At 71.8% G+C, this 22,171-nt stretch carries 17 protein-coding genes; 10 read left to right on the top strand and 7 right to left on the bottom strand.

Features of this window, described 5'->3' with window-relative positions; translation table 11 throughout:
- Window positions 1-108 precede the first annotated feature (108 nt).
- Together ACFWJ8_RS05255 and ACFWJ8_RS05260 are read right to left on the bottom strand one after the other, a co-directional pair.
- Window positions 109-5,235, bottom strand: a complete 5,127-nt coding sequence (locus tag ACFWJ8_RS05255) for an SCO7613 C-terminal domain-containing membrane protein (RefSeq protein WP_378809626.1) — start codon at window positions 5,233-5,235, stop codon at window positions 109-111.
- Window positions 5,236-5,418: 183 nt separating this feature from the next.
- A complete protein-coding gene (locus ACFWJ8_RS05260; protein ID WP_378809627.1) occupies window positions 5,419-7,395 on the bottom strand; it encodes an ABC1 kinase family protein in 1,977 nt (658 codons plus the stop codon).
- Window positions 7,396-7,642: 247 nt separating this feature from the next.
- Here ACFWJ8_RS05260 and rpmB point away from each other — a divergent pair, with 247 nt between their 5' ends.
- The 4 genes from rpmB (at window position 7,643) to ACFWJ8_RS05280 (ending at window position 9,508) form a co-directional block, all read left to right on the top strand.
- On the top strand, window positions 7,643-7,879 hold the full coding sequence (gene rpmB, locus ACFWJ8_RS05265) for a 50S ribosomal protein L28 (protein WP_013584774.1): 237 nt from the start codon (window positions 7,643-7,645) through the stop codon (window positions 7,877-7,879).
- Window positions 7,879-8,049, top strand: a complete 171-nt coding sequence (gene rpmG, locus ACFWJ8_RS05270) for a 50S ribosomal protein L33 (RefSeq protein WP_018173550.1) — start codon at window positions 7,879-7,881, stop codon at window positions 8,047-8,049. The genes rpmB and rpmG overlap by 1 nt, the downstream gene beginning before the upstream one ends.
- Window positions 8,050-8,052: 3 nt before the next feature.
- Window positions 8,053-8,358 carry a 30S ribosomal protein S14 gene (rpsN, locus tag ACFWJ8_RS05275; RefSeq protein ID WP_018173549.1) on the top strand — a complete coding sequence of 102 codons (306 nt, stop codon included), beginning with the start codon at window positions 8,053-8,055 and terminating at the stop codon, window positions 8,356-8,358.
- A gap of 103 nt (window positions 8,359-8,461) precedes the next feature.
- Window positions 8,462-9,508, top strand: a complete 1,047-nt coding sequence (locus ACFWJ8_RS05280; protein WP_378809628.1) for an alpha/beta hydrolase — start codon at window positions 8,462-8,464, stop codon at window positions 9,506-9,508.
- A gap of 191 nt (window positions 9,509-9,699) precedes the next feature.
- On the opposite strand, the gene ACFWJ8_RS05285 is transcribed toward ACFWJ8_RS05280, so the two are convergent.
- Entirely contained in the window at window positions 9,700-10,554 is an 855-nt protein-coding gene (locus tag ACFWJ8_RS05285) for an alpha/beta hydrolase (RefSeq protein WP_378809630.1), read from the bottom strand.
- Window positions 10,555-10,720: 166 nt separating this feature from the next.
- On the opposite strand from ACFWJ8_RS05285, the gene ACFWJ8_RS05290 reads away from it, so the two are divergent.
- Window positions 10,721-11,305, top strand: coding sequence for a TetR/AcrR family transcriptional regulator (locus tag ACFWJ8_RS05290; protein WP_378809632.1), 585 nt, complete (start codon window positions 10,721-10,723; stop codon window positions 11,303-11,305).
- Window positions 11,306-11,418: 113 nt separating this feature from the next.
- Here ACFWJ8_RS05290 and ACFWJ8_RS05295 read toward each other — a convergent pair whose 3' ends face one another.
- Window positions 11,419-13,362: a right-handed parallel beta-helix repeat-containing protein gene (locus ACFWJ8_RS05295; protein WP_378809634.1), complete on the bottom strand. Its 1,944-nt coding sequence runs from the start codon at window positions 13,360-13,362 to the stop codon at window positions 11,419-11,421.
- A gap of 300 nt (window positions 13,363-13,662) precedes the next feature.
- On the opposite strand from ACFWJ8_RS05295, the gene ACFWJ8_RS05300 reads away from it, so the two are divergent.
- Both ACFWJ8_RS05300 and ACFWJ8_RS05305 read left to right on the top strand, forming a co-directional pair.
- The gene (locus ACFWJ8_RS05300; protein WP_378809636.1) at window positions 13,663-13,950 is read left to right on the top strand and encodes an HU family DNA-binding protein; all 288 of its coding nucleotides are present in this window, start codon (window positions 13,663-13,665) and stop codon (window positions 13,948-13,950) included.
- Window positions 13,951-14,044: 94 nt separating this feature from the next.
- Window positions 14,045-16,024, top strand: coding sequence for a cytochrome c oxidase assembly protein (locus ACFWJ8_RS05305; RefSeq protein WP_378809637.1), 1,980 nt, complete (start codon window positions 14,045-14,047; stop codon window positions 16,022-16,024).
- A 2-nt stretch (window positions 16,025-16,026) separates the two neighbouring features.
- Here the strand turns inward: ACFWJ8_RS05305 and ACFWJ8_RS05310 are convergent, their stop codons facing one another.
- Complete coding sequence (locus tag ACFWJ8_RS05310) at window positions 16,027-17,085, bottom strand: hypothetical protein (RefSeq protein WP_378810082.1); 1,059 nt, start codon at window positions 17,083-17,085, stop codon at window positions 16,027-16,029.
- A 246-nt stretch (window positions 17,086-17,331) separates the two neighbouring features.
- Here ACFWJ8_RS05310 and ACFWJ8_RS05315 point away from each other — a divergent pair, with 246 nt between their 5' ends.
- Window positions 17,332-18,711, top strand: a complete 1,380-nt coding sequence (locus ACFWJ8_RS05315; RefSeq protein ID WP_378809639.1) for an ATP-dependent RecD-like DNA helicase — start codon at window positions 17,332-17,334, stop codon at window positions 18,709-18,711.
- 114 nt (window positions 18,712-18,825) lie between these two features.
- On the opposite strand, the gene ACFWJ8_RS05320 is transcribed toward ACFWJ8_RS05315, so the two are convergent.
- The gene (locus tag ACFWJ8_RS05320; RefSeq protein ID WP_378809640.1) at window positions 18,826-19,479 is read right to left on the bottom strand and encodes a heme oxygenase (biliverdin-producing); all 654 of its coding nucleotides are present in this window, start codon (window positions 19,477-19,479) and stop codon (window positions 18,826-18,828) included.
- 63 nt (window positions 19,480-19,542) lie between these two features.
- Window positions 19,543-19,869 (bottom strand): DUF2470 domain-containing protein, encoded by a 327-nt coding sequence (locus ACFWJ8_RS05325; protein ID WP_378809641.1) that lies wholly within the window; start codon window positions 19,867-19,869, stop codon window positions 19,543-19,545.
- 134 nt (window positions 19,870-20,003) lie between these two features.
- On the opposite strand from ACFWJ8_RS05325, the gene ACFWJ8_RS05330 reads away from it, so the two are divergent.
- Together ACFWJ8_RS05330 and ACFWJ8_RS05335 are read left to right on the top strand one after the other, a co-directional pair.
- Window positions 20,004-21,221 carry a serine hydrolase domain-containing protein gene (locus ACFWJ8_RS05330; RefSeq protein ID WP_378809643.1) on the top strand — a complete coding sequence of 406 codons (1,218 nt, stop codon included), beginning with the start codon at window positions 20,004-20,006 and terminating at the stop codon, window positions 21,219-21,221.
- Complete coding sequence (locus ACFWJ8_RS05335; protein ID WP_378809644.1) at window positions 21,218-22,117, top strand: DMT family transporter; 900 nt, start codon at window positions 21,218-21,220, stop codon at window positions 22,115-22,117. Before ACFWJ8_RS05330 ends, ACFWJ8_RS05335 begins: the two co-directional genes overlap by 4 nt.
- The last annotated feature ends 54 nt before the right edge of the window (window positions 22,118-22,171 follow it).

The raw sequence follows: 22,171 nt of genomic DNA on the forward strand, positions 1-22,171 counted from the left end.
GCGCGCCCGGGGGTTGTCGGGGCTTTTGGGTGGCAGAACTCGCGGCATCCCTTCGTGGGACGCCGCGTGTCGTGCCACCCGAGCGGCGGTGTCGGCGCTGAACGGGGATCAGCGCAGGGAGGTGACGGCGGTGATCGCGGCGCGCAGCTGCTGGATCCGGCGCTCGTAGCGCGCGGCGATGAAGATGAGCACGGCGCCGCCGATGCCCAGCCACAGCCACCACGGCACGGCCACGTACGAGGTCGAGATCCACGGCCACAGCTGCGCGACGCCGTGCACGAGCACCACCGCCGACCCGATGATGAGCGGCGCCTGCAGCCGGCGCACGGCGCCGACGACCACGAGTGCGACGGCGACGACCCCGAGCGCGACGACGCGCCACAGCTCGGTGCCGCCGACGAAGTCGTACAGCAGCGAGGGGAGCAGCAGGAGCACGAGCCACAGCCCGATCGTCGGCCAGGTGCGGGACTCGGGGCGGAGTCGCAGCGTGCGCACGCCGTAGGCGAGGCCGCCGAGGGCCGCAGGCACCGTCACGAGCTCGGCGGGATCGACGCCGAACCCGAAGAAGGCGAGCACGCCGAACACTGCGGCGGTCACGGCGGCGACGATCGCGAGTGCCGGACCCAGCCGGTCGCGTCGCACGGCACCCACGTACGCGGCGGCGCTCAGCAGCGCCATGGCGACCGCGGCCCGCAGGCCGTCGGCGTCCGACGCCGCGGAGAGCAGGTACGACTCGGCCGCGGCGAACAGCACGCACGCCACCGCGAGTCCCGCGCCCACCGCGAGCGAGACCACGCGCGCCGGCGTGGCGCGCAGCGCGGCGAGTGCGACGGCCGCGGTGATCGCGGCGCCGGCGATGACCCAGAGGTCGGCCTCGAAGCCCGGCTCGTGCGCGACGGCGACGAAGCGCAGGCCGCACGCGATCGCCACCAATGCGACGCCGCCCACCGAGAGCACCGCTCCGAGCCGTGCCCAGCGGCGAAGCCCGAGCACGGCGGCGCCCGACACGCCGCCGGCGCCGGCGAGCGCCACGGTCACCGCCGCGGAGGCGGTGTCGGCGGCGGCATCCTGCACGAGGGCGAGGGCGACCAACGCGATCCCCGCGGCGCTGACGGCGGCCGCGGCGCGAGCCTCCGGCAGCCTCACCGCGGTCGCGGTCAGGATCACCGCGACCACGACGGCTCCGGATGCCGCGACGATCGCCGCCGCGTCGGCGCCGGCGAACCCGGGACCGAGGAGGGCGCGCAGACCCATCGCGAGAGCCGCGGCCGACAGGATGATCGCCGAGGGCACGCGCACGCGCCACGCGTCGGGGATCGGGGTCGCGGCGATCGCCGCGGCGACGACCAGCGCGATGCCGATGAGCAGCCAGACGCGTGCGGGCTCAGGCGCCGCGAGCAGGCTCGGCAGGGTCGCGAGCACGAGGGCTCCCGCCCACACCCACTGCTCGCCCGCCGGCCAGGCCGCCCCGGTGCGGCGCCGGCGCAGCACGGCGAGCACGGCCCCCGCGCCCAGGGCGGCGGCGACCGGCAGCGTCGCGTACTCGATCTCTCGCGCGCCGCCCACGAGCACCGATACCGCGGCGACCAGCAGCGCGGCGCCGAACGCCGTCCAGCGGGTGGCGCGGCCGAAGGGCGCCCGGTCGAACGCGGCGGACGCCACGTGCGCGGCCAGCAGCAGCGCGAGAGCGACGGTGACGACGAGGCCGTCGTGGACGGATCCGAGCACGGCGACGGCGGCGAGACCGAGGGCGATCGGCGGGACGACCACCGCGTACCCGCGCGACGATGCGCGCGCGGGACGGGCGAGCGAGAGCCCCACGCCCGAGGCGTAGGCGACGGCCGCGAACAGGGCGAGCCACGTGACGCGCCAGGGGGAGGCATCCGGTTCCCATGTCGTGACGCGATCGACGGCGACGATTCCGACGGCGGCGACGGCGACGGCCGCCCCGACCACCGACGGCGGGCGGACGCCGCGCACCGGCGTGAGCGCGAGCACCAGGCACACGGCGGCCGCGACGGCGGCGGTGACCGCTTCGCGGAGCACCGTGTCGCCGTCCGCTGCCTCGCCGAACGTGAGGGGCAGGAGGCCGTCGTTCAGCACGGGCGCCACAAGACCGACCAGCAGACCCGCGCCGATCGCGATGCTCGCCTCGATGCGCCGGCGCAGCCGCACGAGCACCGCGGCGAACGCCACCAGGGCGACCGACACAGGGACGGTGTACGACTCTGGGGTGAAGGCCACAGCCGGCGTGCCGGCGTCGAGCCAGGTCCACCACGCCGCGCATGCCGCCACCGCAGCGGGCCACACGAGCAGGCGCCGCGGCGCGGCCATGGACGTGACCCCGGCGCGGCGGGTCGCGAACGCGTCGTCGGCCGGGTCCGCGGCGGCCGGCGCGATCCAGCCGCGGGTGAGGGATGCCGCACCCCACGCCACCGCCGCCAGCACGAGGAGCGCCCACACCAGGTCGGCGCCGATCCCCCACAGGACACAGATGCCCGTGAGGAGCGCGCCCACGTCGGCGGCCGTGCGCGATCGCAGCGGCCGGATCGGGGTCGGGGCCACGGACGAAGCCGTCTGGGCCAGAGCGGCCACGGACGCCGCTCCCCCGAGCGGAGCCGTCTCGACCGGCGCGGCCACGGACGCCGCGCCCACCGACGGCGCGGTGGAGGCCTCAGTCGCCTCGGCGTCCGCCGCGACCGGTGGCCTCAGCAGCGCGGTGAGCCCGCCGGCCACGACGACGAGCACCGGCCCCGCGACGAGGACGAGCGTCGCCCAGCCCTCGTCGCTCGCGCCCGCCATGTCGAGCGCGGCGTGGGCTATGGCGGCCAGTGCCGGCGCCGCGAAGAGCGCCGCCGCCGACACCGCGTGCCCGCGCAGGCGCGTGCGGCCGACCACGATGAGGGCGAGGAGCGCCATCAGCGCGACGCCGCGCACCAGCGCCAGCACGGGTTCGCCGATGGTCGCGACGAGGGCGGTGGTGGCGGCGTCCGTCGCGATGTCGTCGGCACCGGCGACGAGGATCCAGATCAGGGTCAGGGCGATCAGCGCGTAGCCGGCGACGGCGAGGCCCACACGGCTCGCACTGTCGAGCCGTGCGAAGGCGGCGACCGCGAGCGTCGCGAGCGCGAGCCACTGCAGCAGTGACAGGGCCACGGCCGGGCCCGAGCCCGAGAGGCCTGTCGCCGCACCCAGGGCGGCCGGCGCGATGACGGCGGCCACGACGCCGACGCCCACCGGGGCCAGGGCGAGCACGACCGCGAGAGGCCCGTCGGCGTGCCGGGCCACGCGCAGCGCGACCGGGTACGCGAGTGCGACCGCGACGCCGACGACCCAGAGCCATGGGACCGCCGTCCCGGCGGCGAACGCCGTGACGGCCGCGAGTGCGCCGGCGACGCTCCAGCCTTCGACGGCGCCCCGGCCGGAACCCGATCGGACGCCGCGCCCGGCCGCCACGACGGCCGCGGCGGCTGCGACGGCGGCGGTCCCGACGAGCGGCGCGGGCACGCTCGTGTACGCGGCCGCGACCAGCAGCAGCACGATGACCGCGATGGCGCGGACGTCGCGCAGCACCGGTCGCGCGAGCGTGGGTGCGGCGAACAGCAGACCGCCGAGGACCACGGCCGACGCCACCGGGAGGAAGGGCGCCTCGGTCGCCGGAGCGGCGAGGGCGAACGCATCCGTGCTCCACAGGATCCACGACGTCGACATCGCGGTGACAGCGGGCATGAGCCACAGGAGGAGGGCGGCGACGAGTGAGCCGCCCGCGGCGACATCGGCGACGACCGCCGCCGGGAGCAGAGCCCGTGACGTGCGCCGCGCGCGCACCAGATCGAGCGCCACGGCGACGACGACGGCGAGGACCGGCGCGATGAGCAGCGACAGGACCGGCTCCTCCACCCGCCAGGCGAGCTGCCACCCGGCCAGGGCGATCGCCGACGCCGCGACGCCCGACGAGACGCCCGAGACGATGCGCGCCCCCGGCAGCGGATCGACCCCGCGACGCGGGCGGGCGAACCAGGCGTGGGCGGCGCCCACCGCGCCCACCAGTGCGCTCGACCACACCACGACGGGTGCGGCGTCGCCGGTCGCCACGATGGTCGTCACGAAGGCGCCGATCAGGGATGCCACCCCTGCGAGCGCGAGCACCAGCCGCTCGGGGTCGCCCGCGGCGCCTCGGCGGGCCGACGAGAACGGCGCCGGGAGCGCGTGGGCGAGGCCCCCGATCGCGGCGCCGATCAGGCCCGCGGTGAGCGCCTCGCCGGCAGGTGCGTCCAAGAGGCCGCCGACGAGGAAGCCGACGCCCGCCGGCAGGGCGAGCGAGGCCGCCAGGTCCGGCCCCCGCAGTCCCGACACCCGCGCCCATGCGCGGCACACCACGGCCACCGCGAGCGCGGCGATCCCGGTGTACACGGCCGCGTCGGTCGCGGCCGTGCCGAACAGGTCGTTCGCACGCACCGCCCAGGCGTCCAGCGCGATCAGCCCGACCCCGAGCGCGCCGATCCCCTCGGCCGTCGCGCCGAGGTCGCGGCGACGCAGCCACGACGCGAGCACGATCGTCGCGAGGGTGATGCCACCGATGATGAGGGCCCGCACGGCGATGCCCGCGACGAACCACGCCAGCAGCAGGAAGAAGACCGCCGCGATCCCGACGAGCGAGACGCCGACGATCAGCAGGAGCACCGGCACGGTCAGCCGGCGTCGGCGGGGGGTGGCGACCATCGGCGCGGGCGCCGGAGGCAGGTCCGGCGCGAGCGGGGCGGACGCGGCCGGTGCGAGGGGCACCCCGGGCACGGGTGCAGCCGGAACCGCAGAGCCGGCCGGTTCCGTCGTGGTCGACGCAGTCACGAGGGCCGGTTCGGCAACGGCTGCCGCGACCGGGACCTCAGCCGGTGCGACGGCGACGGTCACCGCGGGGGCCGCAGCCGCGGCTGCGACGGCGACGGGGCCCGGCGCGGAGGTCGCGGCGAAACCCCGGGCCGCGGCATCCGTCTTCCCCGCAGGATCGGCCGACAGGCGGATCTCGTCGATCAGCCGCTGGCGCGAGAGCTCCGTGTCGAGCAGGCGGCGACCGAGCTCGAGCAGACGAGGCGCCCGCGAGTCCGTGAGGAAGAAGCCGCACGTGGGGCAGGTCGGGGCCGAGACGAGGGCGAAGCACGACGGGCAGCGGTGCGCGTCGGCGAGGTCGTACGGCGAAGACGGCCAGATCCGTGGCGTGGCCTGCGGTTCGCTCATGTCGTCGTCCCCTCTCGTGGGTTGACGAACATGTTCCCGCGTCGGGCGCCGCCGTGTGCGGACTTTGTATGTTGCCGCCACGATCGTGTCACGGCGGCGGGGTCGGATTGGATCTCTCGTCAGGATGAATTCCGCCCGCGGAATACGTCGCCGGATGGCGCGGCGATCGGGCGGCCGGGCGCCTCAGCCGCGCCCCCGGCGTCGACGGAAGACGTCGAACAGCACCCGCAGCGTGAGGACGCCGGATGTCACGACGAGCAGGTACCCGAACAGCTGGTAGAGGCTCAGGGTGTCGGTGATCTCAGGCCCGCCGGTGCTGGTCAGCAGCATCGCCGCCATGACCCCGAAGACGCCCGCGAGGAAGGTGATGGCGGCGAGATTGAAGAACTCGCGCAACAGCGCACGGTCGCGATGATCGGCGAGCATCCGCACGTTCACGCTCAGCCGACCGGACGCGAGCGCTCCGGAGATGCGGTCGACGCGCTGCGGGAGCCTGCGCAGCAGCGGCAGCAGACCCGCCAGCTCGTCGGCGGCCGTGCGGGCGAGGGACGCCGGCCGCTGCGCCTCGCTGATGCGCTCCTGCGCGTAGGCCGACGCCTCCGCGACGAGGTCGAAGTCCGGGCTGAGGACGCGCAGCGTCCCCTCGGCGGTCGCGATCGCACGGAAGGCGACCGTCAGCTGCGGCGGAGCCGTCAGCCCGTTGCTGCTGAGCACCTCCATCACCTCGGCGAACGCAGACGCGTCCAGGGTCGCCCCCGGCCCGAGCCGGCGTGACACGAAGTCGCCGATCTGCCGCCGCAGCGCGTACTCGTCGACGTCGTCGGGCAGCTCCACGAACGCGATCAGCGCATCGGCGAAGGCCACCGAGTCGCCGCGCGAGAAGGCGAGCAGCAGATCGGTGATCTGGCCGCGCACCTGCGAATCGATGCGTCCCACCGAGCCGAAGTCGAGCAGAGCGAGGGAGGCATCCGGCAGGACCAGGATGTTGCCGGGGTGCAGATCCGAGTGGAACACGCCGTCGTCCATGATCTGCGTCAGGATCGAGCGCAGCAGTCGCCCGGCGAGCATGGAGCGCTCTTCGGCCGACAGCGTGTCGAGAGAACCCGGATCGCTGAGCGTGCGGCCGTCGAGGAACTCCATCACGAGCACGCGCTTCGTGCTCAGGCCGGCGTGCAACTCGGGGACTCGGAGCCGACTGTCCGCCGGGTGCCGGGCGAGCGTCGACGCGAGCGCGGCCAGGTTGGACGCCTCGATGCGGTAGTCCAGTTCGTCCAGCAGGTTGTCGGTCAGGCTGCGGGCGAGGTCCTCCACCCCCACGCGACGCGCCCACGACGTGGACTCGGCGAGGCGCGTCGCGATGCGGCGGGTGATGTCGACGTCCCGCTCCACGAGCGGCACGATGCCGGGCCGCTGCACCTTCACCGCGACGCGTTCCCCCGTGTCCAGCGTCGCCACGTGGACCTGCCCGATCGATGCGGCCGCCACGGGAGTGTGGTCGATGTGCGAGAACACCTCGCCCGAGGGGCGCCCCAGCTCGGCGTCGAGCACCTCCGAGACCTCGTCCCACGGAGCGGCCGGCACCGTCTGCTGAAGACCCCGAAGCGTCTCGGTGAACTCGGGAGGCAGCATGTCGGTGCGCGTCGAGAGCAGCTGCCCCAGCTTCACGAACGCCCCGCCGGCGTCCTCCAGCGCGGCACGAAGGGCGAGCGCCTGCCGGGTGCGCTCCTCGACGCCGGCGCTCGTCTGCGCGGTGTTGAGCTTGAACGGCACGAGCTTGTTCCGCGTCGCGATCCGCACGAGCTCGGAGTACCGGCGTGCGCGTGCCATCGTGCTGCGCGTCTCTCGCACGACATGGCTCGGGCGTGGCACGGTTCCCTGCGGCACGAGCAGCTCCGCCGCCACGAGGAACGCGGTGGCGACGAGGAGGATGATGCCCACCTGCACCAGCAGCAGCGCGGGGTTGTACTCGCTCTCCGGCCAGACCGCCCGCGACTCGAAGCCGACCTCGGCGCCGAGCGCCAGCACGCCGGCGATGAGGATGCGCACGGTGCCGATGCGCACGCCGAGGACGCCGCGGGCGAACGCTCCGATCACGAGCATCGCCAGCACGGTGGCGACGGCCATGATCAGGATGTTGCCGATGATCTGCGCAAGGCCCACGGCCACAGCACACCAGATCCGCCGCCCTGCCGCATCCCCCGATCGATGGATGCCGGGCTCGGCGAAGCGGCTCCGTCAGGGCCGACACGCCGTGCGTGCTAGACTGACTCTTTGTCTGCGCGCACTCCAGCACGCAGTTCGCATCCCACCACAGATCCTGGCTTTCACCGGCCGGGTCGAACGCGGGGTGCAGACAAGGGATCTTGGGTGGGGCCGTCCGGCTCCACGGTACTAAGGAGACATCACTATGGCAGCAGTGTGCCAGGTGACTGGAGCAGTTCCCGGCTTCGGTCACAACATCTCGCACTCGCACCGCCGGACGAAGCGCCGCTTCGACCCGAACGTGCAGAAGAAGACCTACTTCGTTCCGTCGCTGGGTCGCAACATCAAGCTCAACGTCTCGGCCAAGGGCATCAAGGTCATCGACGCTCGCGGCATCGAGGCGGTCGTGCGTGACCTCCAGGCGAAGGGTGTGAAGCTCTAATGGCCAAGAAGGCACAGGACGTCCGTCCGATCATCAAGCTGCGTTCGACCGCCGGCACGGGTTACACCTACGTGACGCGCAAGAACCGCCGCAACAACCCCGACCGCATCGTGCTGAAGAAGTACGACCCGGTCATCCGCAAGCACGTCGATTTCCGAGAGGAGCGTTGATCCATGGCTAAGAAGAGCAAGATCGCGCGCAACAAGCAGCGCCAGGAGGTCGTCGACCGCTACGCCGCCAAGCGCCTTGAGCTGAAGAAGGCGCTCGTTTCGCCAACGTCGACCGACGAGGAGCGCGAAGCCGCTCGCGTGGGCCTGCAGAAGCTGCCCCGCAACGCGTCGCCGGTCCGCCTGCGTTCGCGCGACGTCATCGACGGCCGCCCCCGCGGTGTCCTCACGAAGTTCGGCATCTCGCGTGTCCGCTTCCGTGACATGGCGCACCGTGGCGAGCTGCCCGGCGTGACCAAGTCGAGCTGGTAAGCACCCTCGGTCGCTGAGCCTGTCGAAGCGTCACGGAAGGCCCGGAGTTCCTCGGAACTCCGGGCCTTCCGCATTTCCGGGGCGCAGGCGCGAGGATGGAGGCATGCCCTTGGACCCGTTCTTCGCCGAACGTCTGCGCCTGCACCGCAGGTACCTGTTCGACCAGGCTCTCGGGTCGATGCGCAAGCGGCTCTGGGCGCTCTGGCCCTTCGGGCGCACGAGTGTCCCTGAACCGCAGAAGCCGGCGAAGGGCCCGAAGCTCAGTCCGCGGGCGCGGCACCGGCGCGCGGCTCTGGCCTGGGATCGCACGGAGCTGCGAACGGTCGGCACGCCTGGGCCCGATGTCCGCACCACCGAGCACGACGTCCCCGTCCCCGGCGCTCCATCGGTGCGGGTGCGGCTCTACCACCCCCGTGGCGACGGTCCGGCGCCGGCCGTGCTCGCGTTCTACGGCGGGGCCTTCCGCATCGGGGGCATCGACTATCCGACGACGGATGCCGGCTTCCGTCGCCGCTGCACGGACGCCGGCGTCGTGATCGCCGCGGTCGACTACGCTCTCGCGCCCGAGCACCGCTATCCGGTTCAGGTGGAGCAGGCGTATGCGGCGCTGTCGTGGCTGTTCGCCGAGGCGGACGGACTCGGTGTGAACCCGTCACGGATCGGCGTCGCGGGGATCTCGGCCGGCGCGAACCTCGCCGCCGCGGTGACGCTCGTGAACCGTGATCGCGACGGGTACCCGCTGCGGCTGCAGGTGCTGGAAGTGCCGGTGACCGACCTCACGGGCGCGCACCTCGACCTGAGGGCGACGCGGGCGCTCGGCATCCCTCGGTTCATCGTCGCCCGTGAGCTGCGGTCGGTCGCCCGCACCTACCTGCCCGCGAAGCGCCTGGCCAGTGAGCCCTACGCCTCGCCGCTGCGGGCGGCGTCGCACGAGGACCTCCCGCCCGCGGTGATCCTCACCGCCGAGTTCGACCCGCTGCGCGGCGACGGCGAGGCATACGGCGCGGCGCTGCGGCTCGCCGGCGTCGACGCGAGCGTCGTGCGGTACCTGGGTGTGACGCACGACACCCCGATCTTCACCGGCGCCCTCCCCGCTGCCCGGCGCTGGCACGACGACGTCGTCAGCGCGCTGCGCCGCCTCCACGCCTGACGGTCGTCGAGTCTCGCTCGTCCCCCGCTCGCCCGACGGGTGGCAGCGGGAAGGCCCGGGCTCTCGCGAGACCCGGGCCCTGCGCCCCACCGCGGACACCGGCCGGGACACCACCCGACCGCCGAGCCACCAGACGGGCTGGGGGCTCGAGGGCCGGGTGCTGTCCCACCGGGCCGGGGTGAGGCGTCCGTTTACTGTGCTGCCTTCGTCTCCGGCGCTGCAGCCGTCTCGCGGACCTGGTGGGTCGTCGCCCAGTCGAGGGCGTAGTCGGCGATCTCCTCCCAGCCGTCCTGGCTGACCAGGCGGTGGGTGCGGCCCGCGTACTCCTTGTACTCTACGATCGCGGGGCTGCCCGTCGACGTGTACTTCTTCACGATGGCCTTGCCGATCGCCGGCGGCACGACGTGGTCGATCTCGCCGGTGATCACGAGGAACGGTGCGCGCTCGGGACGGCTGTAGTCGACGTGGGTGACGCCGTTCTTCTCGTTGAGCACCGACGTGACGCCTTCGAAGAAGACCCGGTTGTACGAGTTGACCGCGTACTCCTCCCACAGTTCGTCGGATGTGGCGCGGGGCAGGTCGTTGCCGAACGTGAAGTGGAAGTGGCGCTTGCTGAGCGGCTTGGCGCCGTTGCGGCCGAAGGGGTTCGAGAGGATGGGCGTGCCCGTCCACAGGGTCGACAGCGGCAGTGCGGTGACGCCGGCGGTCTGCCCCGGGGCGACGCCGACGTACGCGACGCCGAGCCCGCGGTCGGCGAGCATCTGCGTGATCACTCCGCCGAACGAGTGGCCGATGATGATCGGCTTCTGGGGAAGCGCACGGATGATGCGCTCGTAGTTGTCGGCGATCTGCTTGAGTCCCACTCCCTTGAGCGCCTCGGGGTTGCTCCGGATGTCTTCGACGGAGCGGTCGTCGATGCCGGGCCAGCCCGGGACGATGACGTCGTGGCCGGCGGCGCGGAAGCGCTCTGCCCAGGTGTCCCAGCTCTTGGGCGTCATCCACAGTCCGTGGATCAGGACGATCGGGGTCTTGGTCGAGGTGTTCATTTCGTTCTCCTTGAGTAGGTGGTGCTCGTGGGTGTCAGGGGCTCCGGATCCGGTGGGGTTCGGCTGATGTATCCTGATGGTAGACCGAACGTTCTATCTACGCAAGAGTATTCCGCAGAACCGGGAAATTCCTCGAGATGGCACGATGGAGAAGGAAGGAACGCTCATGACGAAGACGACGGATGCCCCGACCACCCGCCCCGGCACGGCCCGGGAGCGCCTGCTCGAGGCGGCGACCGCGCTCTTCTACAACGAGGGCATCCACTCGATCGGCGTCGACCGCATCATCGAGGAGGCGGGCGTCACGCGCGCCACGATGTACAAGCAGTTCGCCGGCAAGGAGGGGCTCGTCCTCGCCTACCTCGAAGGCGAGGACCAGGGGCTACGCGGCCTGTTCGCGCAGGCGGCCCAGGCCTCGGACGACCCCGCAGTGCTGCTCGACCTCGTCGTCGACGGCATCGAGCGCGACATCCGCGAGCGGCACACGCGCGGGTGCCCCTTCATCAACGCCGCCGCCGAGTACCCCGACGCGGGGCCGGTGCGCGAACTCATCGCCGACCACCGCGAGTGGTTCCGCGAGACGCTGCGGCAGCTGGCCGCGGGGGCAGGGCTGCGCGATCCGGACGGGGTGGCGGCATCCCTGGTCCTCCTCCGCGACGCCGCGCTCGTCGGCGGCTACCTCGACGGCCAGGACCGGGTCGGGCCCGCCTTCGCACGGACGGCCCGCGATCTCATCGCCGCATACCGCTGAGGCTCGAAGGCGTCCGAGCACGCCGAAGGGGCCGGAGCCTCGGGCTCCAGCCCCCTTCGTGGACCCCCGGTGGAGGGTGGATGCCGCGTGCCCGGCATCCACCCTCCACACGCTCAGCGGCGGGCGCCGGCCGTCCAGGCGGGGGCGCCGAACTGGAAGGCCCCCAGGCTCGGCACCGCGTCGGTGGAGCCGTCGTTGTAGCCGGGCAGCGGGGTCGCGACGCCGCGCGCGGGCGAGTTCGCCTGCAGGCGGTAGTCGTGGTTCGCCGCGTCGACGTACAGCGGGTCGCCGTCCATGAGGTTGTTCGACAGGGTGAGACCCCCATCGGTCGCCCCGGTGAGACCCCGGATCGGGCCGATGTTGTTCATCACGACGCTGCCCGTCGACTGCCCAGGACCCTTGACGTAGAACAGCGTCATGCCGCCGGTGTTGTTGTAGACGAGGTTGTCGCGGCTGCCCGAGCCGAGCCCGTTGAGCTCCACGGTGCCCTCGGGGTTGCCCCAGCCGACGTTGTTGTGGATGCGCAGGTCGCTCTGGCCGTTGTCGGCGTAGATGCCCGACATGCCGAACGGGTACACGCCGCCCAGGCGCGCGTTCGGGTCATGCAGCACGTTGTGGTCGATCTGGGTGCCCGCCATGCGCGACGAGCAGCAGGTGTAGATCGCCGCGGTGTCGACGCTGAGGCTCGCGTAGCCCGAGATGTCGTTGTACGCGATGCGGTCGGGGCCGGGGACGGTGCCCTCGACGCCGTTCCACTGCAGGTTGACGCCGCTGCGGCCGACACGGGCCATCGTGTTGTACATGACGGTCTGGCTGTGCCCCTGCACGGCCACGGGCGCCGCGTACGTGCCCGCGTAGTCGACGTCGGTGATCACGTTGTCGATCGCCGTGTTGCCGTAGCCGCGCAGCGCGATGCCGTTGCCGGCGCTGTACTGGATGTTGCTGTTCTTCACCGTGTTGCCGGTGCCGTTGAGCACGATGCCGGTGTCGCCGACGCCGCGCGTGACGTTCTCGCCGCAGTTGGTGGCGCCGCGCGTGACGTCCCAGTAGTGGCTGAGGTACTTCGCGTCGACGCCGTCGAGCACGACTCCCGTGCTGGACGTGCCGGTCTGCACGGATGATGCGAACAGTCCGAGACCTTCGAGGTGGATGCCGGAGGCCGCGCTCAGATCGAAGGCGAGCTGGCGCTTCTTCGCCGCGATGAAGTGACGGTTGGGGTTGTCGTCGCTGTACAGGTACAGCCGCTTGGCGGTGGCGTCGTAGTAGTGCGCGCCGCTGTAGCCGAGTTCGCCGATCTTGCCGGAGAGGCGGTACCACGTGTCGGTGGGGACGACCTTGTGCACGCACAGCGGTGCGGTCTGCAGCGTGATCGAGCCGACGTCCGAGCTCGCGACAGCGCCCGTGGTGGTGATGTACCAGTACGCGGTGAGGGCCCGGGCGCCGTCCCAGTATCCGGCGGGACGGGTCATCTGGGGGTCGACGATGGTGGCGTCGGCCGAGCCTGCGGCGGCGCGACGGATGTCGGGGTCGAGCAGATCGGTGCCGGGGTACGGGTACGACGCCTCGATCGACATCGTGCCGTCGATGAACACCTGCTCCTCGCCGCCCTTGTCGCCGAGGTCGACGGGCACGCTGTAGATCTTGCGCTGCGCGACGGCCGCGCTGAACAGCGAGTCCGCGGCATAGGGGTCGGCGGCCGCGATGGCGGCGAGGTCCTTCTGCAGCACCGGGGTGAACCCGGTGAGCCGCTCGGTGCCGTTCACCACGACGTCCGCGCCGGCCGCGGCGCGGTAGGTGATGGGCTGCTCGGCGGTGCCCGACGCCTGCGGCGTGACCGTCTCGCGGTAGGTGCCCGAGCCGATCTCGCAGGTGTCGCCGGCCACGAGGACGTCGGCGCACTGCTGGATGGTGCGGAAGGCCGAGGCCGGCGACGTGCCGTCCCCTCCTCCGCGGGCGTCGGCCGATACGTAGAACGTGCGCGGCCCCTCGGTCGGTGCGGCCGCCGCAGCTCCGGCGACGGTGAGTGCGGCCGCGATCCCGACGGCCGTTCCTGCCATGATCTTCCGCCGTGGGGACGGTTGCGTACGAAGCATCCTTGCTCCAATCGATGGTGAGTAATCGATAATCTATCGACGTGACTCGAGCGATGTCCACCGCCCCGGACGGGCTCATTCGCCACTTTCGTCACTCTGATCACGGGACACGCGGTCGTAATCGGCAGAAATCCGCAGAAATACGCGGAACTGTCGGCCGTGTCGGGTACATTCGGGACCGGTCGATCCGACCAGCCGGGGGGCGCCAGCCGTCCGGACCGAGCAATGACAGGACGGCAGTCGTCGTCTTTGGAGGACAACCACATGGCCGACAAGACCATCACCAAGACCGAGCTCGTCGCGAGCATCGCGAGCGCGACCGGCCAGAGCCAGTCCGCCGTCTCGGGCGTGCTCGACTCCCTCTTCGGCGCCGTGTCCGAGGCCGTCGCGGCCGGCAGCAAGGTCTCGATCCCGGGCTGGATCGCGTTCGAGCAGGTCGCCACGTCGGCTCGCACGGGCCGCAACCCCCAGACCGGCGAAGAGATCAAGATCCCCGCGGGCAAGCGCGTCAAGGTCACCGCGGGCTCGAAGCTCAAGGCTGCCGTCAAGTAATCCCGACGCAGACCTCCGGAGAGGGGATGCCGCCACCCGCGGCATCCCCTCTCTCGCTGTCTGGGGGCGCCGGGGCGCGACGTAGGCTGGTGGGGTGAATCCCCGCGCGCTGCGGGCCGTCGGGCCTGCGCTCCTCGTCGTGACCGCACTCGCGGCGATGGTGTGGGCACTGGCGTTCGGCGGCGGGGCGGCACCGCTCGCGCTCGCCGACCCCGGACCGTTCGTCCGCTGGGCGCTGCCCACCGTGACGCTCCTGGTCAACCTGTCGGCGGCCGGCATGGTCGGCGTCCTCGTGACCGCCCTGTTCGCGCTGCGCGCGGGCGAGCGCGAGTTCGACGTCGCGCTCGACGTCGCCTCGATCTCTGCGGCCGTGTTCACGCTCGCGGCCGCGGCCACCGGCATCCTCACGTTCATCGACGCCTTCAACCCGGTCGTCAACCTCGGTCCCGAGTTCGGCGCGCAGCTCGGCCGCTACATCGTCGAGACGGAGCCGGGCCGCACGTGGCTCATCACGACGATCGTCGGCGCGGCGCTCACCGTGCTGACCTTCGCCGTCCGGTCGTGGACGGCCACGTTCTTCGTGGCGCTGCTGGCGGCGGCATCCCTCGTCCCGATGGGCACGCAAGGGCACTCCGGCGAAGAGGCGTTCCACCACGAGGCCATGACGGCCCTGATCCTGCACATGATCGGCGCCGCCGCATGGCTCGGCGGACTCATGCTCATCGTGATCGTGCGACCGCTGCAGTCGCGCGAAGACAGCGCCGCCACCGTGGGCCGCTACTCGAGCATCGCGATCGCCGCGTTCGCCGTGGTCGCGGTGTCGGGCGTCGTCCGCGCGGCCATCGGCCTGCAGACGTGGTCGGCCCTCATCTCGCCGTACGGTGCGATCCTCGCCGTCAAGGTGGTCGCGCTCATCGCACTCGGCCTCTTCGGCGCCTGGTACCGCACGCGGCTCATCGGCAGGATGCGGACCAGGGATGCCGCCACCCGGTCGTTCTGGACCCTCATCGTCTTCGAGATCGTGCTCATGGGCATCGCGAGCGGCGCGGCGACCGCGCTCGCCCGCACGCCCCCGCCGGTGGCTCCGCTCATCCCGGCGACGCCGACGCCCGCCGAGCGTCTCACGGACGCGCCGCTGCCGCCGGCGCTGACGATCGACAAGTGGTTCACCGCGTGGAACGTCGACCTGCTGTGGGCGGTCGTCGCGGGCTTCGCGATCTTCTTCTACCTCGTGGGCGTGTGGCGCCTGCGCCGGCGCGGCGACGCCTGGCCGGTCTACCGCACGGTCATGTGGGTGCTCGGCTGGCTGCTGCTGGTGTGGGTCACCGGCGGCGTCATCAACGTGTACCAGGACTACCTGTTCAGCATGCACATGGTCGGGCACATGCTGCTGACCATGGCGATCCCGCTGCTGCTGGTGCCCGGTGCGCCGATCACGCTCGCCGCGCGCGCGATCCACAAGCGCGACGACGGCACGCGCGGCGGCCGCGAATGGATCCTGTGGGCCGTGCATTCGCCGGTCGCCCGCGTGCTCACGAACCCCTTCGTCGCTGCGGGGATCTTCATCGGGTCGCTGTGGGTGTTCTACTTCACCGACCTGTTCCGGTGGTCGCTGTACGACCACCTGGGCCACGAGTGGATGGTCGCGCACTTCCTCATCACGGGCTACCTGTTCGTCATGACCCTGATCGGCATCGACCCCGTGCCCTACCGGCTGCCGTACCCCGGCCGCCTGCTGCTGCTCATCGGCGTCATGGCGATGCACGCCTTCTTCGGCATCGCGATCATGATGCAGGAGGGCCTCATGGTGGCCGAGTGGTTCGGCTCCATGGGCCGCACGTGGGGCGGCACCCCCATGGAGGACCAGTACACCGGCGGCGGTGTCGCCTGGTCGATCGGCGAGATCCCGACGCTCATCGTCGCGATCACGGTGGCCATCCAGTGGAGCCGCAGCGACGACCGCGAGACCAAGCGCCGCGACCGTCACGCGGATCGCACCGGCGACGCCGAGCTCGAGGCGTACAACGCCCACCTCGCCGCCCTGGCCCAGCGCGACGCCCGCACCGGCGGCTGACGCTACTGCGTGTCGGGCCCGGTGACGACGATCGAGGCCGATCCGTCGGGCTGCACGGTGATCGTGCCCTTCACGATGAACGGCACATCCTCGTCGAGGGGGCGCACGCGGCCGTCGAAGATCGAGCGGATGTCGACCTGGAGGTGCGCGACGGCCTCGGCCGGCAGGATGCGCCACCCGGCGCCGTCGGGCTCGACCGCGACCTTCGGCTGCGTCACGATCGACCACGTGGGCAGGTCGTCGATGCGGTCCTGCACGAAGTAGCCGAACGGGCACGACGTCGGCTGCAGCACCTGCTGCGTGGCGCACTGCGTGAGGAACTCCTCGACCTTGTGCTGCACGACGTCCACGAACTCGTCGGTGGCGCGCGCCTCGACCGCGACGGGGATCGCGTGGAACGGGCTGTCCGACAGCACGGCGACGCCGGGTGTCGACGAGATCGCCGTGTCGACCGACACCGAGTACAGCCCGGGCGAGAAGACCAGCAGCGCGACGGGGGCCAGGGGGTCGGCATCCATGCCGTCCGGCGAGACCTGACGCTTGTCGATCTGGAACCCGTTGACGTCGAAGCCCATCGACCCGGTCACGGTGAGGTTCATGACCGCCAGCGGACTCTTGGCGAACCGCCACGTCGGAGCGAGCCCGATCGCGCCGTCGCGCTCGACGGAGAACGTCGTCGTGCCGTCATAGCCGCGGGCCGTGTAGGCGACGGTGACGCGCGTGATGTCGCCCTCGGTCACCGCGGACGTGACGTGCACGTCGTCGAGGGAGGCCAGCGCGTCGTTGCGCAGCAGCGCGTCGGAAGCCGTCGGGGGCAGGCCGGCGTCCTCGAGCTCCGCAGAGTTCACGGCCACGCCCGGCATCGCGAGGGCGTCGGCGGCGCGGCCGTCGGCGAGCAGGCCGACGTAGCGCTCCACGAACGCCGAGGGGCTGTAGAACTCGCGTTCGATCGCACCCCACGCGGCGAACACGGCCGCGACGAGCACGGCACCCACGGCGCCCAGGATCGTCAGGTCGAGGGCGAGGCGCCGGCGTCGGCGCGGCTTCGTCGGCGGCTGCACGAGCCGCGGTGCCGCGGTGGCGGCGGTGGCGCCGCGCTCAACGGCCGCGGGGGTCGCGTCGGAGGCCGGGGCGCTCGCACCGCCGGATGCCGCGTCCACTGCCGCCCGATCCACCCGACCAGTCTAGAAACCCCAGGCCGGGAGGCCACTGTATGAAAGGTGGGCACCTGTGGAGAGTCGGGATGCCGTCCACACGTTGCGGCCGGGCACGGCCGGGTGGCGGCATCCGGTCGTTAACATGAATCGGTGAGCACAACCCCTTCGTCGGCCGGCATCGCGCTGTCGACCGAGCAGGAGGCGCTGTTCCGGCTCATCGAAGACACCCGCGAGCACGTGTTCGTCACCGGCCGCGCCGGCACCGGGAAGTCGACGCTGCTGCAGCACCTCGCGTGGCACACGAACAAGCAGATCGCGGTGTGCGCGCCGACCGGCGTGGCGGCCCTCAACGTCGAGGGGCAGACGATCCACTCGCTGTTCAAGCTGCCGCTCGGCATCATCGGCGGGCACGACGAACCGCAGTCCGACGCGACGCGCAAGCTGCTGAACGCGATCGACACCCTCGTGATCGACGAGATCTCGATGGTCAACGCCGACCTCATGGACGCCATCGACCGCGCACTGCGGCAGGCGCGCGGACGCCGGTCCGAGCCGTTCGGCGGCACGCAGATCGTCATGTTCGGGGACCCGTACCAGCTGGCGCCGGTGCCGCCCCGCGGCGATGAGCTGCGTTACGTGCAGGACCACTACCGCTCGTTCTGGTTCTTCGACGCCAAGGTGTGGGTCGGCGAGACCGCCACCGACGGCATCCTCGACGTCGGCACGTACGGCACCGAGCTCAACATCCGCGAGCTCATCGACATCCACCGGCAGAACGATCCGGCCTTCAAGGCCATGCTCAACGCGGTGCGGTACGGGCGCGTCACCGCGGACATCGCGCAGGTGCTCAACGACACCGGCGCGCGGCGCCCGCCGGATCCGTCCGACGGCGAGCACCCGATCATCACGCTGGCGACCCGCAACGACATCGTCAACAACATCAACCGCCGGCACCTGAACGAGCTGATCGGCCGCGAGCAGACCGCGGTCGCCGAGGTGAACGGCGACTTCGGGCGAGGGGAAGCCGCCTACCCCGCCGACCTCGAGCTCAAGCTGAAGGTCGGTGCCCAGGTGATGTTCCTGCGCAACGACACCGCGTCGTTCGGTGAGCCGCCGCGCTGGGTGAACGGCACGATCGGCACGGTCACGCGCATCGCCGGCGAGTCGGTGCGCGTGGACGTCGAGGGCGAGGAGTTCGACGTCGAGCCGTCGGTGTGGGAGAAGTACCGCTATTCGTACAATCCCGGGTCCAAGACCCTCACGCGCGACATCGTCGCCGAGTTCACGCAGTTCCCGCTGCGCCTCGCGTGGGCCGTCACGATCCACAAGTCGCAGGGCAAGACGTACGACCGAGCGATCATCGACCTGGGCTCCGGCGCTTTCGCGCCGGGCCAGACGTACGTCGCGCTGTCGCGGCTGACCTCGCTCGACGGGCTGTACCTGTCGCGTCCGCTGCGCCCGCGGGACATCCAGGTGGATGCCGACGTCCAGCGCTTCATGCGCGACGCCGTGCGCGGCCCCGCGGTCTGAGCCCGAGGCCGTCCGTGCGGTCGAGGCGTTTCGTCGCGCTCGTTCCTCGCTCGCTCAACGACCGGGCGTTGAGCGGAGCGCGCTCTGGCGCGCGCAGACGAAACGCGCAGCCATTCAGGCGACCTGGGCGGCCTTGGCGGCGGCGAGGTCCTCGAAGAGCTCGGTGTTGAAGCGATAGGCGAGCAGCACCTCGTCGATGACGCGCTCCTGCTCGGCGGCATCCCACGGGGCGGCGTCGAGCTGCTCGCGGTAGACGTCCTTGAAGGCCTTGGGGTCGGCGATGTCCTCGAAGAGGTAGAAGCCGATGCCGTTGGTCTCGAACCCGAAGCGGCGGGCCATCAGGCGCCCGATGAACTGGCCGCCCGACAGGTCGCCGAGGTAGCGCGTGTAGTGGTGGGCGACGAAGCCGCCGGCCCATGTCGCACCGACCTCGTTGATGCGGTCGACGTAGCGCCGCGTGGTCGGCAGCGGCTCGATGCGCTCGCGCCAGTCGGGGCCGACGAGGAACTCGAGGTCGGCCTCGAGCGCGGGCAGTCGCGTCAGCTTGTCGGAGATGAAGACCGCCGCGACGGGGTCGTTGCGCATCTGGCCGGCCGTGCGCTCCAGCGCCTCGTAGATGAACCAGTGCTGCGCGACGAGGGCGACGTAGTCCTCGCGCGTGCCCTCCCCCTTCATGAGGTCGGCCATGAAGCCGGCGTGCTCGCTCGACGAGTGCGAACGGCTGGACCGCTCGCGGAGCGCGGTGGAGAACGGGATCGGGTCGCTCATACCTTCATGCTAACTGAAGATAAGGGCAACCTAACTACGAATTTCCTCAGAAGTCCTCAGGAGTCACGCGTGGGGGCGCGGCTCGATCCCCAGCCGGCGACACGCCTCGTCGTACAGTGCGACGATCTCTCGGCGCACCTCGGGGCGCTCCGAGATCATGCCCGACGGCCACGGGACGGGGACCTCCACCGTGGAGCCGTCGTCGAGCGTCGCGAGCCAGACCCCGCCTGCGCCGTCGAACCCGGTCATCGTCGAGGCCGTGACGACGGCATCCCCGTGTCCGCTGTCGGGGAGGAAAGCGCGGGCGATCAGCAGGTTGTCGTCGCCGTGGTCGCCGTTCATGTGGCCGAGCACGCCGGCGAGGGCGGCGTCGTCGAATCGGTGGATCATGCTCACACCCTACGGACCGCCGTACCGCACACACGACTCAGGTGTGTTTGAATGCATTGCACGATCATCGGGGGGTGAGAATGCGGACCCGCTCCAGAAATCGCCGCGCCATCGCGGTGATCGCGGGTGCCGTCATGTCGGCTCTGGTCTTCGCCGGGTGCTCGTTCGGCAGCACCGGCGCCGAACCGGACCTCCCCCCGCAGGTGGACGTCGCCTTCCCCGACGACACCGTCACGGAGCTGCAGGATGCCGTGACCAGCGCGATGGGAACCTCCGGCTCCTCGGGGGCGATCGTCGGCGTCTGGGCGCCTTGGAGCGGCAGCTGGATCGCCGGCCTGGGCACGCAGCGGCCCGACGGCGGCGGCGATGTGAAGGCCGATCAGACCTTCCGTGCCGGCAAGGTCACCCGCCCCATGACGTGCGACGCGCTCTACGGTGCGGCCTCGGCCGGCAAGGTGAAGCTCGACGATCCCGTGACCGAGTACGTGTCGGGGGTGCCCGACCTCTCGGAGATCACGCTGCTCGAGCTGTGCGACGGCACATCGGGCATCGGCTCGTACGCCGACCAGCTGTACGGCTCGTGGCTCAGCAACCCCGAGCGCGACTGGGACCCGAGGTACCTCGCGAGCTTCGGGCTCGGCGAGCCCCGCACGACCACGCCGGGCGACGCCTACAAGGACTCGGACGCCGGCTACGTGCTGCTGGGGCTCGCGCTGGAGCGCGCCACCGGGCTGTCGGCCGCCGATCTGCTGCGCACGTACGTGACGGGCCCCCTCGGGCTCGCGGCCACGTCGCTGAGCGACCTGCCCTCGTCGGGATCGCTGCACGGCGGTCAGTCGATGACGAACGCGGACGGCGTGCTCGACTGTGCGGCACCCCGCGACCTCACCGACGTGTCGTCCAGCAGCGGCTACACGGACGCCGGCGTCGTCACCGACATCCGTGACCTCGGCCGGTACGTCCAGGCGCTGGCGAGCGGATCGCTGGTCGACGACAAGAAGCGTTTCGCGCACGCGCTGCCGGTGTCGGCGGACGCGCCGTCCTGGTACACGGCCGACGGCGGCGCCCTGATCGCCGGCTCGCTCATCGGCCAGTTCGGCCGGGTGCCCGGCTACCTGACCGCCGCGTTCGCCGACCCCGAGACGGGCCTGACCGTCGCGGTCGTGCTCAACAACTCCGCGGGCGACGGCCATGTCGCCGAGTACCTCGCGTGGCAGCTGGCCGCGATCGCGTCGAAGGCCCCCGCGGCCAAGGGTGAGACCGCCCCCGAGGCGGGCCTCCCGTGGACGGCCGAGCAGTTCGGCGAGGCCATCGCGTCTCTGGCGGTGTGCACGCCGCCGGCCTCCGAGTGACGCGGGGCACGGGCGCCGCGTCGGTCTCGCACGGCGGTACGACACCCGCGATCCTGCTCGTGATCGCCGGGCTCGCGTGCCAGGAGGTGGGCGCATCCCTCGCGGTGCTGCTGTTCCCGCAGGTCGGGCCGCTCGGCATGGTGACGCTGCGGCTCGTGTTCTCGGCGCTCGTGCTGCTGCTCATCGCGCGCCCGCGCGTGCGCGGCCACTCGCGGCGGGATTGGACCTCGGTGGCGCTGTTCGGGCTCGTCCTCGCGCTCATGAACAGCCTGTTCTACCTCGCACTGGAGCGACTGCCCCTCGGCGTGACGGTCACGATCGAGGTGCTCGGCCCGCTCGTGCTGTCGATCGTGGCGGCCCGCCGGGCGTCGGCCTGGCTGTGGGCGCTGCTGGCGCTCGCCGGTGTCGTCGCGCTGGGTGGTGGCGGGTGGGACCGTCTCGACCCGCTGGGCGTGCTGTTCGCGCTCGGCGCCGCCGGCAGCTGGGCGTTCTACATCCTGGCGTCGGCGCGGGTGGGTCGGGCGTTCCCGAAACTCGACGGCCTCGCCCTGGCGATGACCGTCGGCGCGGTGCTGTCGCTGCCGTTCGGGATCGTGGATGCCGGCACCGCCCTGCTCCGCATCGAGATCGTGGCGCTCGGCGCGGCAGTGGCGGTGCTCTCGTCGACGATCCCGTACGCGTTCGAGCTGATCGCGCTGCGACGGCTCCCCGCCGCCGCGTTCGCGATCCTGATGAGCCTCGCACCGGCCACGGCGTCTCTCGCAGGCTTCATATTCCTCGGACAACATATGACGTGGCTCGAGATCGCCGGCATCGCCCTCGTCATCGCGGCGAGCATCGGCGCGGTGCGCTCGTCGGCGCGCGCCGCCCGTGAGGCCGCCGAGCCGATCGCGTGACGCCGGCGCCGGCGGGCGGCATCCCTCGGCCCGCCGGATCGGATGCCGGCGCGC

Origin of the sequence: Microbacterium sp. NPDC058389 (assembly GCF_042722305.1) — a bacterium.
Classification (GTDB): domain Bacteria; phylum Actinomycetota; class Actinomycetes; order Actinomycetales; family Microbacteriaceae; genus Microbacterium.

Coding starts and splice junctions, on each gene's coding strand:
- ACFWJ8_RS05255 (WP_378809626.1), bottom strand. CDS start 5,235: ATGAGCGAACCGCAGGCCACGCCACGGATCTGGCCGTCTTCGCCGTAC.
- rpmB (WP_013584774.1), top strand. CDS start 7,643: ATGGCAGCAGTGTGCCAGGTGACTGGAGCAGTTCCCGGCTTCGGTCAC.
- rpmG (WP_018173550.1), top strand. CDS start 7,879: ATGGCCAAGAAGGCACAGGACGTCCGTCCGATCATCAAGCTGCGTTCG.
- rpsN (WP_018173549.1), top strand. CDS start 8,053: ATGGCTAAGAAGAGCAAGATCGCGCGCAACAAGCAGCGCCAGGAGGTC.
- ACFWJ8_RS05280 (WP_378809628.1), top strand. CDS start 8,462: ATGCCCTTGGACCCGTTCTTCGCCGAACGTCTGCGCCTGCACCGCAGG.
- ACFWJ8_RS05285 (WP_378809630.1), bottom strand. CDS start 10,554: ATGAACACCTCGACCAAGACCCCGATCGTCCTGATCCACGGACTGTGG.
- ACFWJ8_RS05290 (WP_378809632.1), top strand. CDS start 10,721: ATGACGAAGACGACGGATGCCCCGACCACCCGCCCCGGCACGGCCCGG.
- ACFWJ8_RS05295 (WP_378809634.1), bottom strand. CDS start 13,362: ATGGCAGGAACGGCCGTCGGGATCGCGGCCGCACTCACCGTCGCCGGA.
- ACFWJ8_RS05300 (WP_378809636.1), top strand. CDS start 13,663: ATGGCCGACAAGACCATCACCAAGACCGAGCTCGTCGCGAGCATCGCG.
- ACFWJ8_RS05320 (WP_378809640.1), bottom strand. CDS start 19,479: ATGAGCGACCCGATCCCGTTCTCCACCGCGCTCCGCGAGCGGTCCAGC.
- ACFWJ8_RS05325 (WP_378809641.1), bottom strand. CDS start 19,869: ATGATCCACCGATTCGACGACGCCGCCCTCGCCGGCGTGCTCGGCCAC.
- ACFWJ8_RS05330 (WP_378809643.1), top strand. CDS start 20,004: ATGTCGGCTCTGGTCTTCGCCGGGTGCTCGTTCGGCAGCACCGGCGCC.